The sequence below is a fragment of the Paenibacillus dauci genome (assembly GCF_000971985.1).
Lineage (GTDB): Bacteria > Bacillota > Bacilli > Paenibacillales > Paenibacillaceae > Saccharibacillus > Saccharibacillus dauci.
Genome location: NZ_LAQQ01000005.1, coordinates 281,984 through 298,548, shown reverse-complemented (window position 1 = coordinate 298,548; position 16,565 = coordinate 281,984). Strand labels below are relative to the sequence as shown.

Sequence of the window (16,565 nt, the reverse complement as noted above, 5' to 3'; positions counted from 1 at the left end):
CATGAATAACCTGTATCATCTGCCAGAAAGATCGGCAAATAGGAGAAAGGAGGGTAGGCATGCAGCCATTTCCCGTACGATTCCGTCAGTTTATCCATGAATGTACCGAAGATTATCTAATTCGATATGCCAATAAAGGCTTGTATAATCGTGCGCTCAAAGATATGGAGAAAGGCATCACCGCTGAATATACATGGACCGGGCAGGAACAGGTACAATGTATCCTGAGTGATGGAACGGTATGTACGCTGGTTGATACATTGGATCAGTCTGCATGCAGCTGTCCTTCCGATAAAATCTGCCGTCATATTCTGTTGGGTATTCTATACGCGCAGCGTCATTCGACTCCGGTCATGCAAGAAGAAGAGCAGACAGAAGATCGTGAACAAGAGCAGCACTCTCCAGACTTTTCCAACGAATCGGGTCAATCGGAAGCAGAGTTTAAATGGATGATGGAGATTCCTTTGGGTGAGCTGCTTCGGCCTTATACAACTGTACAGCTTGCCGAGATGGATTTCAGACTCAGTATCAAGGAAACGATTCATGTTACTACAGATACGCTGCTAACCGTAAGCATGGAATCCCAGCAGATCGAGGTTTCTTTTACCCGTGAGCCGGATCTGAGCAAAGCACTCTGTAATGTACGCGATAATGCCAGCCGTATAGCTCTATATAAGTTGGAAGCTATTCTGCGTTATCGTGCGCTGAAGGGTCTGGAAGAACAGCAGTTGCTGGAAGAATCGAGTTATAGCGTACCGACTTCTTCCAGTGTCATGACAGAATGCCGTAAACTGCTGACAGATATCAGTCATACTGGACTGGCGAGATTGCCGCAGACCGTGATTGCGCGTCTGGAGACACTCGCTATTACCGCACGAAGCGAAGAATTTCCGAATTTGGAACGTACACTTCGCAGTATCCGGGGAGAACTGGAGCTTTTCTTTGCGCGTCATATCCGTTTTGATATGAATGCATTGATGAACAGATTAACCGAAACGTATCTAATGCTGGAAGTCTGGGAACAGGAGCTGACTGCCAGTCAGCGTGCCCAGCTGGTTGGCAGCTTCCGTAGTCGTTATTACGAACGTGCACAGCTGCAATTGTACGCACTGGGTGCCGAGCCATGGGAGACCCGGTCGGGTTACAGAGGAATCACTTATTATCTGTACTGTCCTGAAGACGGGGAAATGTATACGTACACAGATGCCAGACCTGTCTATTACGAAGGCAATACATTTCGGTATGATGCTCAATACACTGGGCGTTCTCCATGGCGAGCAAGTCTGTCCATGAAGCAGCTGGCTGCAGGCCAGTGGAATTTTCGTCATATCCGAATCAATCGGGATCGACGTATATCTGCAGCTGAGAGCACCAAGATTGATATGGTTGAGCGAGTGCCGGTTGAACAGATAGATTTTGGCCATTATCGAGTGGAAGATCCGGAATTTATCCACAAGCAGACCGAGGTGGTTTTATTTGGAGAAAAGAAACCTCGTATACTATTACTGACGCTAACGTCGGTTCAACATACGGTATTTGATCCTTCTTCGCAGCAACTGCTGATCCATGCTACGTTGCAATCGGGTCATCAGGTGACGCTGGTCATTCCATATCATCAGGAATGGCAGCAGACGATTCGCAAGCTGGAAAAGACGAATCCCGATCAGATGTCCAGAGATATGACAGTGCTCGTGCGTGCCGATGGACAGTATCTGTATCCGATCAGTTTCCTCAAGGGCACATCCATACGACATCTGAAGCTGGATGAATAACAGAACAAATGAAAAGGATGTGGCTTCATGCAGGAAATCCGGCAGATGACCGATACGGTTCAGGATTGGCTGAATGGAATGATGCTGCGCGGTCTGAACCAGCTGTCTCCCGGTGATCTGAATCAGCTTCGTGCTTATGCAGAACGAGCAGCACAGCTGCATATGGATGAGCTCTGCCGTCTGCTTAACCAACTGGCGGATACCGGACAGGCTGCATTGCTGGGTAGTGAAGATCGGACCATTATTTCAGACTATTTCCGTCTATCAGCTTATATCCAGATGGCGAGCGCTTCTCTGGCCGAATAATAAAGCATCGATACGCTAACTAGTTGAAGCGAATGAAATTACTTATACCCTGAATGCTGTGAAAGCATAATAAATGCATAAAATGCACCCTTTAATGGAGATTAGAAAACCTTGATAGGTACACTAATCGACATCAGGGGTGCATTTTTATATTTACGTATAGACAGATACTTGAGTATTCCAACAATGGTTACTTATCGGCATTCTGTTCATAGCGCGCCAACGCCCGCGTCGCGGTTTCATGCATGCGCCGTTTTAGATGATCGCCCTGGATCACACGAACACGCTTGCCGAGAAAGCGAAGACGATTCAGCACATACTCACTTTCATTACCGGCAAAGTTCAGATGAATGTAATACGTCTGTTCTTCCGCTACAAACTCTACCCGTTTGTCAAAGCAGGAAAAGGCATGCAAAATACGTGTCAATTCCATATTGTACATGGGTAGCAACTGGATAACTGCTTCCTGACGCTCTACACTGCAAATCTCCTGCATACGCTGGCAAATCGGTTCATACTGATCTTCCGGCAGCACCATTTCGACTACAGACTGGATATGAATTAGCCTTGTTGTCATCGCTGCTCGGGTACGAAGATTATACCAGAGCAGATACCATTCGCGTCGTGCCATCGAGAATTCCAGCTTCCATGGCACCCCGTATTGGGTAGGAATCAGCTGTCCATGCTTGTTCAGTCGCTGGATCTCCATAGCCTGACGGCGGCGCATAATAAGGCGCAGTGGACGCAGCAGAGGAGAATAGGTCTGGCCATCTGCGGAACCCGCCTTTTCTATTAAGGCTTGCTGCAGCTGAGGGATTTCTTCTTCGAGCAGGCAATCTCCAATTTTATGTAAAGTCTGTGGATCAAGTGCATGGAGCGCAGCAGGCTGCTCCAGCATCATTTTCAGCCAGGCTCTTTCTTGAGATGTCAGCGTATAGGTAGCTGTTTCTTCCAGACGTGATGCCAGCTGGTAGCTGAATATCTTCTCAAATAGATTCATAATCGCTCATCAATTCCTTCCATTCCTCGATCAGGGAGTTCCGCAGAGCAGCAGGCTCCAGCACTTCGCAGCTCGAACCGAAGCTTCGCAGCCAGGGACGGATCTCAGTATATCCATTAACCTTGATCTCATAAATAAAGCTGCGTGAATCTTCCTCTATGATCTCTCCCCATTGCCCTTGCATACGTACACGTTCCTGGATAAAGTCATTTTGGGGCAGCGCTGGCTTGAAAAAGCGTGCCCGTACTGTGAATGTTCTGCCTGTATCCACAAGCCAACTATAGCGGGTATGTTCATCCAGCTTGGCGGTATGTTGTTCACATAGCAGTGTATCGGCTTCTTCTTCAGCCGTAATGTCGACGATACCATCCATGCGGTATTTGACGATCCGCCCGCCCGGTGTAGTACCAAGCAGATACCACCTGCCATACTGATGATCGTACACTACACGCAGCGGCAGCATGTGCTGCCGACGGGGCTCACTATCCTGGGTAAACAGCGGATTGGTATTCTGCGCTGTGTAACTGCGCTTGCGGCTGGGAGAGTAATACTGAAAAGAAATAAATCGGTGCTCACGGATCAGACGTAGCAGGGTATACAGATGGGCTTCATCGAGAATACGTGCATCATAATGATAACGGTAGCTGAACGGCTCCAGCCATTCTTCCTGCCAGCTGTCATCAGAAGATTCAGACGTTGCTGCTTTGAGCGCTTTTTTGAGATTGTCGCGCAGCAGATAACCTTGAACAGATGGAATCTGTGTATTTGCCATAATATCCACAAATTCATACAGTTCGATTAGTTCCTCTCTCGTCAGACATTCGGTCAGATCATTATTCAGCCGGTAACGGTAAGGGCGACCGCCAGGCTCCCGGCAAATCACGCCGATTTCTTCCAGATAACGCAGATCGGAACGGATCGTCTTCTCATCCGGTGGAGCAGCATGACTGTCCATTAGCTGCTCATCGCATATATCGAGCAATGCTGCAGCGGTCATCGACTCTTGCTTGAGCGCCGTCAGGATGATCGGCAGCCGGCGGCTCTCGGATTCTTTCATCGATTTGGCCCGGTACAGGAACAGCAGCACCGGTTCTGCCGAATCTGCATAGTTATACCGGAACAGATCTGCAAAGTCGGCATCGCCGTTGACTTCTTTCAATCGGCGAATGGTTTTATCAAATGTATGTACAGATATACCGAGTCTACCGGCAAACTGCTGCCGATCATAATTGCCCCCGGTCAGCGCCAATAGACGCAGGAACTGGATTTCTTTATCAAAGCTTTCTTTGGCCATGGTATAGTCTACCTCCATCAATCTACAATCCATCTGGATCGTCTCTATCTCCAGACGTAATTCCTCGCAAAATGTTTTCTTATTGTATCAAAACGATTTCTTTTTACAAACTGTCTTTGTGAAGAAAATGATCTAACTATTTCTCGATTCTTCAAAGTCGCCATACTTTTGCCCTGTTCGTTCATGTATGAAAATGAGAAGATAAGTACATCAAAGGGAACACAACAGCCAACATCCATCGGTCAAACATTGCAAAAGCCGATTGTCTGGTTGTCACGGTAATCCCCATACCCGAGGCGCCTGAAAGGGTTACTTCGACTGTTAATCGACAGGTCGCCGGTTCGAGTCCGGCTTCCGCCGTTCATGGCGGAATAGCTCAGTAGGTAGAGCGGTATAAAACCTTTTCACTTTAATTTCCTCGGGTATGTTTTATTATCATTCATCCGCGTCATAATTTGAGAAGTAGAAGTAGAAGTAGAAGTAGAAGTAGAAGTAGAAGTAGAAGTAGAAGTAGAAGTAGAAGTAGAAGTAGAAGTAGAAGTAGAAGTAGAAGTAGAAGTAGAAGTAGAAGTAGAAGTAGAAGTAGAAGTAGAAGTAGAAGTAGAAGTAGAAGTAGAAGTAGAAGTAGAAGTAGAAGTAGAAAATACACACCTATATAAAAGATCCTACTCAAAATAAGCACTTATCAGCTTAAATTAAAAGCAAGTACAGAGCTCCACTAAACACTTAGCACACAACGATAAATAAAACAGCCAAAAACCAGCTTCTAATCAAACCAGCTTAATTAGCAACCTAAACAAATAAGCTCCAACCGAAGTATTGAGCTCCATATTAGCAAGACCCTATTCATAAATAGTTGGATAAATCTTATGTATATCAGCAGCAAAAAATCAAACATGTTTACTGCAATCTGGAGCTGCTGTACAACCATTAAGCTGTGGAGATAAGCAACAGAGGCAGTCCGCACTGAGCGTAGGAAAGAGAATTCTGCCAATGACCGACATTTAAGAAGGGAGTGGCAGAATCTCTTTCCGGAGCGGTGCCTCCAATACACAGCTTCAACGCCAACACCAACACCAAAACTCAAACGCAGCTTCAACATCAATGGCAGCTGTGCCAGCACAACTACTCACATCAATACCCGATCCGAGGCGCCCGAAAAGGTTACTTCGCCTGTCGCCGGTTCGACTCCGGCTTCCGTTATGTGCTGCGGAATAGCTCAGTGGTAGAGCAGCCCTTTTCTTCTTTTCCCCGGATCGTACATATCAATAGCACATATAATATCTTTCTCCCCAAAATTGTAAAATACATACCAAGCACAAGGAGGACCTCATCATGAGTCATGCCAAAAAACTATTCGGCAGCGGAATCGCTGTAACTACCAACAAAGAAGGGTTTGTCGCCTATAACCGCAGTATTGAAGAGGAATACCTTCAACTGCTGCTAACCAATACATTTAGCAATACCTTCTATGCGAACAGCCAGGAATTACTCGCCGAAGCCCAATCGATTCACCAGGGTATGGTAGAATTGAACCCTGAATTTATGGCCAAAGCGCTGGTATTTGCACGTAATGAAGGCTTTATGCGATTACAGCCGCTGTATGGTCTGGCTGTACTGTCAGGTGCCCATCCGGATCTGTTTGCTTCTATTTTTCAGCAGGTGGTTCGGATCCCATCCGATCTGGCCGATTTTCTGACTATTTTGCGAGGGATGCGCCGGGGCCAGGGAGGACGAGCGGTTAAGCGTCAGGTTGCCTTGTTCCTCGGTCGAATTACCGAATACTGGGCGATGAAATATAACGGTCGTGGACGCGGATTCAGTCTGGGCGATGCGATCGCTACTGCACATCCCAAGCCTACTACTCTTCGGCAGCAGGCGCTTTACCGCTATCTGCGTGGTCAGAAGACAAATCTGGCGCTGCTTCCACAGATTGAAGCGCTGGAAAAGCTCAAAAATGCTACCGATGACAATGAACGCATTCGCTTGATTCAGGAAGGAAAACTGCCTTATGAAGTCGTAACAAGTGCTATCTCGCCAACACGTGGAATCTGGCAAACGCTAATGAAGGAAATGCCTACTTTTGCCCTGCTGCGCCATCTGAATACACTTGATCGACATGGTGTATTCAGCCGCAAAAAGAATCTAAAATATATACAGGAGCGTCTGACAGATGCCGAAGCACTGCGCAAAGCCAAAATTCTGCCTTTTCGCTTTGCCAAAGCTTTTGCAGAAGTGAACCATCCCGATCTGCGAGACACACTTCGTGAAGCTGTAGATTTAAGCTTTGACAATTTACCGGATGTGCCGGGACGTACTGCTATATTTCTTGATATTTCCGGATCGATGACTGGTGAGTATTTGCAGACCGGATCCATTTTTGCTCTGGCTTTATATAAAAAGACAGACGGCAACTCATTATTCTGGCTGTTCGATACACTGGTGGAAGACGCCAAGCCTTCGCGCCGAGATAGTATCATGAGTCAGGCAGAGCGCATCAAGGCACGCGGAGGAACTAATACAGGTGCACCGGTACGTCGCCTGATCGAGCAGGGGGAGAGTGTGGATCAGATCATTATGATCACCGATGAGCAGCAAAATACCGGTAGTCCTTTTTACCAGGAACTTGTAGAATATCGCCGCAAAATCAATCCGCATGCCAAAGCTTTTATTGTGGACATTGCGCCTTATCAGAGCAGTATGGTGCCCCCGGATGACAGCAATACGTTTTATATTTATGGCTGGAGTGATACGGTACTTTCTTTTATCGCTCAATCGGTACAGGGATATCAGGGAATGGTACAGCATGTCGAAGCGACGCTGCTGGAAGATCAACCATTCAAGAATGAAGATTAACAAAATTGGCAACTGGGCAGAATAACATAAGGGACACAAAGTCAAACAGTGTATATCCAAGTCACAAAGCATATATCCAAGCTACACAAAAAAGACTGCCCGAAATGAGGCAGTCTTTTTGCTATTCTTGCTTCTGTTAATATATCTGTTACTAAAAAGATATTTACTGGGCAGCTGTACCTGTTACTGTACTGCCGCTCTTGGTAATAGTGTAATTAATAATTGCGCCGCTCCAGAAATGGAATTTCAGGTTTACCTGACCATCCTTGGTTTCGTTGAAGAACGCAGGCTGTAGTTTGATAGTATTCCCACTGTATACTGGTGAGAAAGTGGTTTCGAATTCTTTGAAGGAGGTCCAGTTTTGTGGACCTGCGTTACCGCCAGAAGCATAGGTTGCTTCCATAGTCGCCAATTGATCACCATTAAAGGCAGTCGGAATACTGAACGAGCTGGTAGATCCCTGGGCATTGCTCAGTTTTGGCGTGTCATACACGATAACATTGAATTTCCAGTTGGCACCTTTGCTGAATTTAGCAGTGATCGTAGCATTTACGCCGAATTTGCCCGAAGTAGTCAACTTGGTCAGCTGGCTGGCTTTGATGGTCAATATATTGCCACTGAGTGTATAATCTGTACCCGATTGCAGCGTAGTACTGCCGACACTCAAAGAAGATAATTGATTGCCATTCAGATTTAGCGTAATTTTCTTGTCCTGAATAGTCGTTCCTTTTTTGATATAAATGAGGTCACTATCCGCATTGGAAGAACGTCCGGTCCAGCTGGTTTTGATTACATTAAACAGATCCGGATCGGACCAGGTGTAGTTGGTACGGCTGAAATGCTGTCCGTTATCCCACAGCACGGTAGCGATCTTTTTCTGTTTCAGGTAATATCCGAGGAATTCGAAAAATTTAAGCTTTTCGCCCTGTTCGATCACGCCGGTATTTTTATCGAATCCAAGGAGACCGTATTCACCGAGAATAACCGGAATGCCTTTAGCCGTAAAGGTATTGTAGACGTTATCAAATGTAGTCGTAATATCTTTTTGTACTTCTTCATTAAATTTGGTATATCCTGCAATATTCACACTGAATGGCCAGAACCCATAATAGTGAACGGTTGCGATCAGATTGGAGTCATTCAGCTTGCTCATCGTGTTGTACAGTGCTGTCATGCGTTCCTGTGAAGGAGTTGCCTCCAGCGTGGACAATACCAGAGGACGTGTCGCATTCTGACCACCGGATGCTCTTAGAATTTTGTGGAAAGAGACATTAAGCTCATCTAGCATCTGCTGCTGTTTGCCTTCGTCTGTTGTACCACCATCCGTAAAGCGTGGTTCGTTGACACTCTCAAACATCAGCTTGTTCGAGCTGTTCTTGAAGCGGTCGGCGATTTGTTTCCATACCGCATTGTAGCGTGCCAGTACGGTATCATGCTGGGTCTCCATTTTGCTGATCCAGAGCCAGGAATCATGATGTACATTGATCATTACGTACAGATTCTCGTTCAGCGCCCAGTTGACGACTTCTTCCACACGACTTAGATAAGCCGGATCGATCGTATAATTCGGCGCTGCACCAATATGTGTATCCCAGGTTACCGGAATTCGGATACTTTTGTAGCCCTGTGCCGCAATTTGCTTGATTAGTGTCTGAGTGACACGAGGGTTGCCCCAGGAAGTCTCATCTGCGCCTGTAGCATCCAGAGTATTGCCCAGATTCCAGCCGGGCTGCATCGCATCAACATAAGATTGCATATTCGTCGCAGCGGCAGCTTTGGGCTGTACTGCTTCTTCCGTACTTGCTGCCGAAGCGGCAGAGGGAATCAGTGAGAGGAGCAGAGCAGCAGCCATCGTCAGAGATAGCAGCGATTTGTACTTTCGTTTGATCATTACATTCTCCCTTTCAATACAAGATGGTTGAATCGTTTTGTTTGAAAGCGCTTTCTGATTTATAAATTATCATAGTGCTTATTTAAATAACACCTGAATAATTGCAGATAAATTCATATGGAAATTAGTGATTTTCTAATAAAAAGATAATAGTATAATATATGGGAAATAAATGATGAGATTTAATGGAACTATACGAATTTATTTATGCGATCGCAGAGTTTGGGATTATTTTATTTTAATGTGAAATGGCTATTTCCTTCTTTATTTCATACTTGCTCTATCAGTTCGATCAGCTATTTGATCAAAAATGACGAACAGGATAAGGACCGAGAATTTTAAATATAAAGTAAGTGCAAACAAGCCCGAAACCGAATTTTGGGCTTGTTTGCATTCACTGAATACCGTTTTTGAATAGCTTTTTTGTCAGATTCACTTCGCAAAAGCGGATTCTACATACGATAGTTATTATACTTTTGGGTACGACCCATTAACAGCGTATAGAGCAGCAGGGCAGCCAGCGATACTGCACCCAGGATCACGAGTACGGTCCGAAATGGCAGTGCTTCGGTCATGGCAGCTGTATACGTAATACCGATCGAGGCTGCTACATTGATCATCAGGTTATAAAATCCGATCGCAGTACCGGCTTTCTCCACAGGAATCGAGCTGACACAGGAATCCAGCAGAGGCGCATACATAAGCGCAAATGATCCGGCGAAGATCATCATCGACAGAACATAGATAATCGGCGAGCTGAACGGCAGCAGACCGGGAAGGGCTACGCTAACTGCAATCAGAAGCAGTGCCAGCGATACCGCCTGCCGATTGGACAGCTTTTTGGCAATTCCGCCTGAGAGTGCGCCGACAATAACAGCAGTGATGTAACCCGGTACGAGCAGAAGGGAGATTTTGTCGAGCTCCAGTCCGTATACTTTTTGCATCAGGAATGGGAATAGGAAAATATAACCGAGCTGTACCGAATACATAATGAATACGATAACCAGAATAGAGATAAACCGGCGATTGCGGAAAAATTCAATACCGATAAATGCTCGCTTGCTGCGGCTGATATAGGCTAGGAACAGTCCGGCAGCGGCAGCGAACAGAATCAGATACATCCAGTTGAAGTCCGAGATGTAGAGCATCACCGCTGTAGCAATCGAAGCGATTAGAATCAGCCCGGCAAAATCGATGCGACTGCGGCTAGACTGCTCATTCGGCAGGAATTTCAGAATAAACGGCAGCAGCAGGATGGAGACCAGAGGAATCAGGAAGAGTGCGGACCAGTTCAGATAGGTCGAGATATAACCGCCGGCAAGCGCGCCGATAACAAGCGACAGCGAGTAGCTGCTTGTGCTGAGACCAAGAAACAATTTCTGTTCACTGCGTGGCAGATATTTCGTGACATAAATAACATACAATGTCTCCGCCGAAGCCAGTCCTGCAGTCTGGATCACACGTGCAAGCAGAACCAGCGGGAAAGAATGCCGGAACACATAACCGATAACCGAACCGATACAGATGAGTACTATACCGGTTACAAGCAGCTTTTTGATACTGACCGTATCAGCCAGCGTCGCATATACAACCGCTCCAATCCCGATGATCAGTCCGGCCAGTGTAGCCTGCCAACTGACAGTTGTCATTGACAGATGAAGATCCTGTGCGATCGCCACAGAGACCAGCTTGAACGAATTATCGATAACTAATGCAAAAAGGAAAAAGAGCAGAATAACAGGCACAGCCTGTTTAAGACGGCGTGCTTCTGCTGCTGAATATACATTCAGCTCCGGCTCGACAGCATTTCCGGCTGTGGGGATATCTGCAGCAGAAAGTTCACTACTGTTGATAACGCTCTCATTTGTACCCTGTTGTATCGTCTGGGTTTTATTCATCAACGTAATCTCCTTTTCGTATAACTGCCTGTACTAAGCCAGCTTCAGCGCAATTTCCATCATCTGTGTAAAGGTATTCTGACGCTCTTCGGGCGTTGTGGCTTCTTCACGGAAAATGTGGTCGCTGATCGTCAAAATCGAAAGCGCATTCACTCCGGCTCGTGCTGCATTCATATACAATCCTGCCGTTTCCATCTCTGCGCAGAGGATACCCATATCACTCCATCTGTGCAGCGCCGTCGGATCTTCGTTATAGAAAATATCGCTCGACAGCACGTTGCCAATATGTACCTTTTGTCCTTGACGGTCTGCGGTTTGCTTGGCTTTCTCCAGCAGATCGAACGAAGCGGTGATCGAATAATAACCTGGTAAATTATACTGCTTGGCATAGTTCGAATCGGTCGATGCCCCAATAGCGAATACGATATCATACAAGTTCAGCTTATCCTGAATAGCACCGGCTGAACCAATGCGAATCAGATTCTTCACACCAAAGACATGAATCAGCTCCCAGGAATACAGACTCATGCTCGGAACACCCATTCCTGTGCCCATAACCGAAATACGCTTTCCGTTATACGTACCGGTATATCCGAGCATACCGCGTACCCGATTAAATTCGACTACGTCTTCCAGATACGTATCAGCGATAAACTGCGCTCGTAGCGGATCACCAGGCAGCAGAATGGTCTCTGCGATTTCGGCACCTTGTGGTTTGATATGAGGAGTTTCGGTGAAAAAGTTACGTCCGTTATCCATATTACTCATTTTATTCACTCCATTATTTGATTTTTATATACAAATTTTATACTTGTATATAAACTTGTATAATTTGTATAGACATAAAGTATCACATTTCATTGGACGCAACAACCTCTTTTTTCTAAGCAAGGATAGACATATCAAAAAGACGCTTTCCGCTAAGGGAAAACGTCTTTGGTCACTTTATACATTTGGTCTGAACTTTTTATCTGCTGGCTCGAATCTGGATAGAGCTGTATTGTCGCGGAATATAATATTTGTTATACAAGGCAGGATACTGCTCATTGACATATACGCTCTCCAGCAGCAGATCGCAGCCTTCGCCAATATCCATCTTGTATTTATGTACAGACACCGGCGCAGCACTTGCGCGCTTCACTTCAATCAGCGACGAAGCAGCTTGCTCGTAGACGCCATGTTCCAGCGTATCGAGCAGCAACGGCTCGTTTTGCAGATCCATACCAAGCTCAGATACCGCCTCAATCGCCAGAAAGGTAAACGCATAAGCTACGATTTGTTCATCGCTCCAATACCAGCGTTCAGCTGCTACTACAGCTGCTGCTCGGCGTCCAAGCACCTCCTGGGTGTAGTCGCTCTCCAGATCCAGCCGAAACTTCAATTCTACCCGATCAATGGTTTCGGTATGGCATTTATACAGGGGATTACCCAGCTTTTCCAACCCTAGACTGACATCCCGGTGTGTAGTTCCGGTTACAAAATTGCCTTTACCATGAAAGCTTTTGACCAGACCGTCATCCTGCAGAAGTGCCAATGCCTGACGCAGCGTCATCCGGCTAACCTCAAAACGCTTGGCAAGCTCGGGTTCTGAAGGCAGTCGACTGCCTGGCGGCAGGGTTCCGTTCATAATTTGTTTGAACAGCTCATCATATACCGAAATATACAGTGGCCGTTTGCCTCTTGAGAGATTATCCGTATTTGACCCCATTGTTTCCTCCATCCGCATCTCCGCACCAAAGTCTGTCACACCAACACTATGGAAGCTGCCCAATGTGACGGTTTCGTTTCTTTCCGTACACGTATGATCTGCTTCTTACGCTCATTATAGCATGAACACTTAGACCCTCAAGAGTCATGATCTTTTGATTAACTTTCATTATTTTAAATTTGATTTATGACAGTCTTCACAGCGTGTGCTACACTATCGGAAATACATACTTGGGAGGAATATGCGATGATCACCTGTTATCTCAAATACATAATCGATCCTTACAAAGTCCCTGAATTCGAACGTTATGCCAAACTGTGGATCCCACTGGTCAATCGACTGGGCGGTATGCACCACGGTTATTTTCTTCCTCATGAAGGCGCCAATAATATCGCGTATGCTTTGTTCAGTTTCCCCAGCCTGGCAGAGTATGAGCTGTACCGCCGCAGAATGGAGATTGATGAAGAGTGTCAGGCTGCTTATGCCTACGCTAATGAGACACGCTGCATTATCAGTTATGAGCGCAGCTTCATGCGGCCGGTACTGGAATAGCACTGTTCTAAAGTCTAATGAAATTAGCATTATGATGGTATCCATCCTAAATAGGACATGCAGAATAATAACAGGATACATAGAGGAGGGTGATACGATGAGCATTATCAATGTGGAAGGAGCGATTTATCGCGCAGATCAGTGGCTGATCATTCGCCGAAGTCTGCAAGAAGAGCATGCTGGCGGTACACTGGCACTGGTCGGTGGCAAACTGGAGTCTGACGAACAGGGAACCGATCAGCTGGAAGAAGCCCTTTATCGTGAAATAGAGGAGGAAGTGGGCATCCGGATTGTACCGAATCCGCAGTATCTATACAATTCGGTATTCAGGACGGATGCCGGCCACACAGTACTTAATATCGTATTTTTGTGTGAATATGCAGAGGGACGGGCGCATAGCAAAAGCGCCGCAGAAGTAGATGCTGTCTACTGGATGACGAGTGAAGAACTGCTTCGTGACCCGTCTGCACCGCCATGGACCAGGGAAAGTATACGCCGTGCCGAGGCAGCACGACAGCAGTTGGTATCGAACCAATCGCTGTAAGCAGAAGAGGACGATACTTAGAGGAAGAGTGCCATCAGTTCTTCATCGTAATACGTCTGGCCGATTTTGAGGGCACGCCAGTCCTTGCCATAAGCTTCAAATCCGAGTGCCTGATACAGCCGTTTGGCGGGCTCATTATGTGCCATAACCGACAGGTAAATCTGCTCGATAGTTCCTGCACTGCGTGCTGTTCGGATTGCCTGCTGCATGAGCTCCTTGCCAATTCCTGAGCCCCGGTGGGACGGTTTTACATACATAGCCATGATATTGGCACGATGCTGCAGCTTGGGCTTGCGTTCGTAGACAAGGGTTACCGAACCAATCAATTCGGATTCATGCCATGCTCCGAGTGTCGTGGAGTCTGTACCAGTGAGCCGTCTATGAAATCGCTCCAATGGAAAATCTTTTTCTTCCTCATAACTGGAAGCAAATGCTTCAGGGTACTGCTCCAGTGCCTCTAACCGCAGCTGTCGATAAGCTTCGGCATGACGGGCATCCAGAATTTCAATATTCATTATTGGCCTCCTGACGGGTAGGTAAATATGTACTATGGTCTATTATATCTCGTTATCGGTCCAGGTAACAAACACTTATCCTGCAATATTCTGTTAAAAATCAGTGAACTTGGCATAGGATCAGCAGATAATGCTAATCACGACCTGCAAAGATAATCAAGGAGGAAGACCATGTTCTCTCTGGAAAGACGCAATCAGATCCTGGAGCTGCTGCGACGCGACGGCAGAGTGCTTGCCAAGGATCTTGCAGAAATATTCGGTGTTTCGATTGATTCCATACGACGCGATTTGACTGCGATGGAAGAGGAACATCTACTTAAACGTACACATGGAGGAGCCATTCCGCTGTCTCATATGCGTACCATTTCCCAGTCGGTTCAGCTTCAGCGGATACATAATGATGAGAGCAGCCGCCAACATGCTATTGCACGGCTTGCCGCATCTTGCATCCAGGAAGGTCAGACCGTGTTTCTGGGCGGCTCTTCTCTGCACAAGCTCATGCTATTATATCTTCCGTTCCAGTTGCCGTTTACTGTAGTAACCAACTCGCTGTATATAGCAGAGGGACTACAGCAAATAAACTGGATCAGTACTTATCTATTAGGAGGACAAATGACTGCATCCGGCATGATGACAGATACGCTGGCTGTTGAATGGATGAGGCAGTTCTCGCCAGATCTTAATTTTGCTGTTGTTGAGGGTGTATCTGTTAATGGACTGAGTACGTCTCGTCCGGAAGAGGCCGTTTTTCAGCGGGCGGTTATGGAGCAATCCCGTCAAACGATTTGTCTGATAGAACATACGGGTATGGGTAAAGATTGCTTTACACGTGTTGCTTCTCTTCACCGGATAGATCTGCTCATTACCGATGAACAAGCGTCACCGGAGGAAATCAACCATCTGCAGACAACCTCTTCTATCCAGATACGGCTGGCAGAAGAACGATCCGGTACAGGCTAACCGATCAGCGAATGATGGTTGAAATGATTCGTTGATATAAAAATCCCCTGCGCGTATTTCATGGCACAGGGGATTTTCGCAGTTACAGATAGCCGTATAGAAGAAAGGACGGTTTAGAAGATACCGGCTTTTTGGGAAGTCGCCTTGATTCCACTTGGATCATTGACTACTGTGTTACCAAAGCTGGTCAGGCTGCCATTTGGACCGGTTGCCAGATCCAGATAATTCAGGTTGGTACTGTTGCCATACCAGGACCAGGCGAGCCAGCCAATGCCTTTTTCCTGTCCATATCTCATAATGGCGTATTCATCTACATCACCATTCGTATGATAACCTCCAAATTCACCGATGATTACTGGAAGTCCCTTGTTCAATACACCATCAATATTGGCTTTGACAGTAGCGGCATCCTTGCCTGCATACTCGTACATATGAATCGAGAATACTGTATTTCGCTGTGAATCGGCGGCGAATACACTTTGTCCATAATCGACGATCGATTGTGGGTATTGTCCCCAGCCGGCTGCATCGACGATCAAGGTGTTTTTGATGCCTGCATTTCTGAGCTTGGGAATTGCCTGCTTGTAACCGTCTGCCCAGGCACTACCATTCCATGTGCCATACCATTCATTGGCAATATTGACGATCACCCGGTCTTCTTTGCCGATCAGGGCATCCTTGATACTGATCCAGTAATTCACGGCAGCATCCAGCGAGTTATAGTCGTCTTTGCCTGTAGCATCATGGACTTCAAGTACAGCAACCATTTTATTCTGGTTGACGAGGGAAATAATATTTTTAACCGAATTCACATCATCTTTGGTGTACTGCATCCCATTGGACAGGACGATGCGAACCGTGTTGGCTCCAGTACGTGCGATAGCAGGAATCGCCGTGTTTAAATCATTTTTGTACCAGGTATGTGCATGGTTAATACCTCGCATGGCAAAAGGCTTACCGGTGGAATCGTACAATTTGGTACCGCTTACATAAAATCCTGTTGCAGCTGACGCTTTCGGTGCAAAACTGTTCATTCCATAGATAGCCAGAATCATGACAAGCGCAGACAGTAACCCTTTGCACAACAGCTTTTTCATACAACAACCTCCAGATTTTTTTTATTTTAACCAGCGATTCCGGCGCAATTGCTTGAACAGGCTGGAGCCAGCCGGAACCGCATGGGCTAAAATTGTACAGATGATCATTGGCGCATGGTCTGCCGAATCCAGCACGACAGAATGTAATAAAGAAATTACAAATGGGATCAAC

The 16,565-nt window shown here is 46.3% G+C and carries 14 protein-coding genes and 1 tRNA gene; 7 read left to right on the top strand and 8 right to left on the bottom strand.

Annotation, left to right across the window (positions count from 1 at the left end; genetic code table 11):
- Positions 1 to 59: 59 nt before the first annotated feature.
- Together WH46_RS19065 and WH46_RS19060 are read left to right on the top strand one after the other, a co-directional pair.
- Positions 60 to 1,772, top strand: coding sequence for a hypothetical protein (locus WH46_RS19065; protein ID WP_046227939.1), 1,713 nt, complete (start codon positions 60 to 62; stop codon positions 1,770 to 1,772).
- A 27-nt stretch (positions 1,773 to 1,799) separates the two neighbouring features.
- Positions 1,800 to 2,078 carry a hypothetical protein gene (locus tag WH46_RS19060; protein ID WP_046227938.1) on the top strand — a complete coding sequence of 93 codons (279 nt, stop codon included), beginning with the start codon at positions 1,800 to 1,802 and terminating at the stop codon, positions 2,076 to 2,078.
- A gap of 190 nt (positions 2,079 to 2,268) precedes the next feature.
- On the opposite strand, the gene WH46_RS19055 is transcribed toward WH46_RS19060, so the two are convergent.
- Positions 2,269 to 3,078, bottom strand: coding sequence for a WYL domain-containing protein (locus tag WH46_RS19055; RefSeq protein ID WP_046227937.1), 810 nt, complete (start codon positions 3,076 to 3,078; stop codon positions 2,269 to 2,271).
- Positions 3,065 to 4,372 carry a helix-turn-helix transcriptional regulator gene (locus tag WH46_RS19050; RefSeq protein ID WP_046227936.1) on the bottom strand — a complete coding sequence of 436 codons (1,308 nt, stop codon included), beginning with the start codon at positions 4,370 to 4,372 and terminating at the stop codon, positions 3,065 to 3,067. The genes WH46_RS19055 and WH46_RS19050 overlap by 14 nt, the downstream gene beginning before the upstream one ends.
- A gap of 295 nt (positions 4,373 to 4,667) precedes the next feature.
- Between WH46_RS19050 and WH46_RS24155 the strand changes: the two genes are divergently transcribed.
- Positions 4,668 to 4,732 (top strand) — tRNA-OTHER (locus tag WH46_RS24155).
- A gap of 975 nt (positions 4,733 to 5,707) precedes the next feature.
- Positions 5,708 to 7,228, top strand: a complete 1,521-nt coding sequence (locus WH46_RS19045; RefSeq protein WP_046227935.1) for a TROVE domain-containing protein — start codon at positions 5,708 to 5,710, stop codon at positions 7,226 to 7,228.
- Between the two features lie 163 nt (positions 7,229 to 7,391).
- Here the strand turns inward: WH46_RS19045 and WH46_RS19040 are convergent, their stop codons facing one another.
- The 4 genes from WH46_RS19040 to WH46_RS19025 all read right to left on the bottom strand — a co-directional run bounded on the left by WH46_RS19040 (position 7,392) and on the right by WH46_RS19025 (position 12,725).
- Complete coding sequence (locus WH46_RS19040; RefSeq protein WP_046227934.1) at positions 7,392 to 9,119, bottom strand: cellulase family glycosylhydrolase; 1,728 nt, start codon at positions 9,117 to 9,119, stop codon at positions 7,392 to 7,394.
- A gap of 452 nt (positions 9,120 to 9,571) precedes the next feature.
- The gene (locus WH46_RS19035) at positions 9,572 to 11,017 is read right to left on the bottom strand and encodes an MFS transporter (RefSeq protein ID WP_156172314.1); all 1,446 of its coding nucleotides are present in this window, start codon (positions 11,015 to 11,017) and stop codon (positions 9,572 to 9,574) included.
- A gap of 33 nt (positions 11,018 to 11,050) precedes the next feature.
- Positions 11,051 to 11,785 carry a purine-nucleoside phosphorylase gene (gene deoD, locus WH46_RS19030; RefSeq protein WP_082208460.1) on the bottom strand — a complete coding sequence of 245 codons (735 nt, stop codon included), beginning with the start codon at positions 11,783 to 11,785 and terminating at the stop codon, positions 11,051 to 11,053.
- 199 nt (positions 11,786 to 11,984) lie between these two features.
- Complete coding sequence (locus WH46_RS19025; RefSeq protein WP_017813106.1) at positions 11,985 to 12,725, bottom strand: GntR family transcriptional regulator; 741 nt, start codon at positions 12,723 to 12,725, stop codon at positions 11,985 to 11,987.
- 246 nt (positions 12,726 to 12,971) lie between these two features.
- Between WH46_RS19025 and WH46_RS19020 the strand changes: the two genes are divergently transcribed.
- Together WH46_RS19020 and WH46_RS19015 are read left to right on the top strand one after the other, a co-directional pair.
- Positions 12,972 to 13,277 carry an NIPSNAP family protein gene (locus tag WH46_RS19020; RefSeq protein WP_017813107.1) on the top strand — a complete coding sequence of 102 codons (306 nt, stop codon included), beginning with the start codon at positions 12,972 to 12,974 and terminating at the stop codon, positions 13,275 to 13,277.
- A gap of 97 nt (positions 13,278 to 13,374) precedes the next feature.
- The gene (locus WH46_RS19015) at positions 13,375 to 13,821 is read left to right on the top strand and encodes an NUDIX hydrolase (RefSeq protein ID WP_046227933.1); all 447 of its coding nucleotides are present in this window, start codon (positions 13,375 to 13,377) and stop codon (positions 13,819 to 13,821) included.
- Between the two features lie 17 nt (positions 13,822 to 13,838).
- Here WH46_RS19015 and WH46_RS19010 read toward each other — a convergent pair whose 3' ends face one another.
- Complete coding sequence (locus WH46_RS19010) at positions 13,839 to 14,336, bottom strand: GNAT family N-acetyltransferase (RefSeq protein WP_046227932.1); 498 nt, start codon at positions 14,334 to 14,336, stop codon at positions 13,839 to 13,841.
- 171 nt (positions 14,337 to 14,507) lie between these two features.
- Here WH46_RS19010 and WH46_RS19005 point away from each other — a divergent pair, with 171 nt between their 5' ends.
- Entirely contained in the window at positions 14,508 to 15,296 is a 789-nt protein-coding gene (locus tag WH46_RS19005; protein WP_017813110.1) for a DeoR/GlpR family DNA-binding transcription regulator, read from the top strand.
- Between the two features lie 113 nt (positions 15,297 to 15,409).
- Here WH46_RS19005 and WH46_RS19000 read toward each other — a convergent pair whose 3' ends face one another.
- Positions 15,410 to 16,393 (bottom strand): glycoside hydrolase family 5 protein, encoded by a 984-nt coding sequence (locus WH46_RS19000; RefSeq protein ID WP_046227931.1) that lies wholly within the window; start codon positions 16,391 to 16,393, stop codon positions 15,410 to 15,412.
- Positions 16,394 to 16,565 lie beyond the last annotated feature (172 nt).

What these genes read in the sequence shown, in the direction of transcription:
- WH46_RS19065 (WP_046227939.1), top strand. Translation starts at nt 60, where the DNA reads ATGCAGCCATTTCCCGTACGATTCCGTCAGTTTATCCATGAATGTACC.
- WH46_RS19060 (WP_046227938.1), top strand. Translation starts at nt 1,800, where the DNA reads ATGCAGGAAATCCGGCAGATGACCGATACGGTTCAGGATTGGCTGAAT.
- WH46_RS19055 (WP_046227937.1), bottom strand. Translation starts at nt 3,078, where the DNA reads ATGAATCTATTTGAGAAGATATTCAGCTACCAGCTGGCATCACGTCTG.
- WH46_RS19050 (WP_046227936.1), bottom strand. Translation starts at nt 4,372, where the DNA reads ATGGCCAAAGAAAGCTTTGATAAAGAAATCCAGTTCCTGCGTCTATTG.
- WH46_RS19045 (WP_046227935.1), top strand. Translation starts at nt 5,708, where the DNA reads ATGAGTCATGCCAAAAAACTATTCGGCAGCGGAATCGCTGTAACTACC.
- WH46_RS19040 (WP_046227934.1), bottom strand. Translation starts at nt 9,119, where the DNA reads ATGATCAAACGAAAGTACAAATCGCTGCTATCTCTGACGATGGCTGCT.
- WH46_RS19035 (WP_156172314.1), bottom strand. Translation starts at nt 11,017, where the DNA reads ATGAATAAAACCCAGACGATACAACAGGGTACAAATGAGAGCGTTATC.
- deoD (WP_082208460.1), bottom strand. Translation starts at nt 11,785, where the DNA reads ATGAGTAATATGGATAACGGACGTAACTTTTTCACCGAAACTCCTCAT.
- WH46_RS19025 (WP_017813106.1), bottom strand. Translation starts at nt 12,725, where the DNA reads ATGGGGTCAAATACGGATAATCTCTCAAGAGGCAAACGGCCACTGTAT.
- WH46_RS19020 (WP_017813107.1), top strand. Translation starts at nt 12,972, where the DNA reads ATGATCACCTGTTATCTCAAATACATAATCGATCCTTACAAAGTCCCT.
- WH46_RS19015 (WP_046227933.1), top strand. Translation starts at nt 13,375, where the DNA reads ATGAGCATTATCAATGTGGAAGGAGCGATTTATCGCGCAGATCAGTGG.
- WH46_RS19010 (WP_046227932.1), bottom strand. Translation starts at nt 14,336, where the DNA reads ATGAATATTGAAATTCTGGATGCCCGTCATGCCGAAGCTTATCGACAG.
- WH46_RS19005 (WP_017813110.1), top strand. Translation starts at nt 14,508, where the DNA reads ATGTTCTCTCTGGAAAGACGCAATCAGATCCTGGAGCTGCTGCGACGC.
- WH46_RS19000 (WP_046227931.1), bottom strand. Translation starts at nt 16,393, where the DNA reads ATGAAAAAGCTGTTGTGCAAAGGGTTACTGTCTGCGCTTGTCATGATT.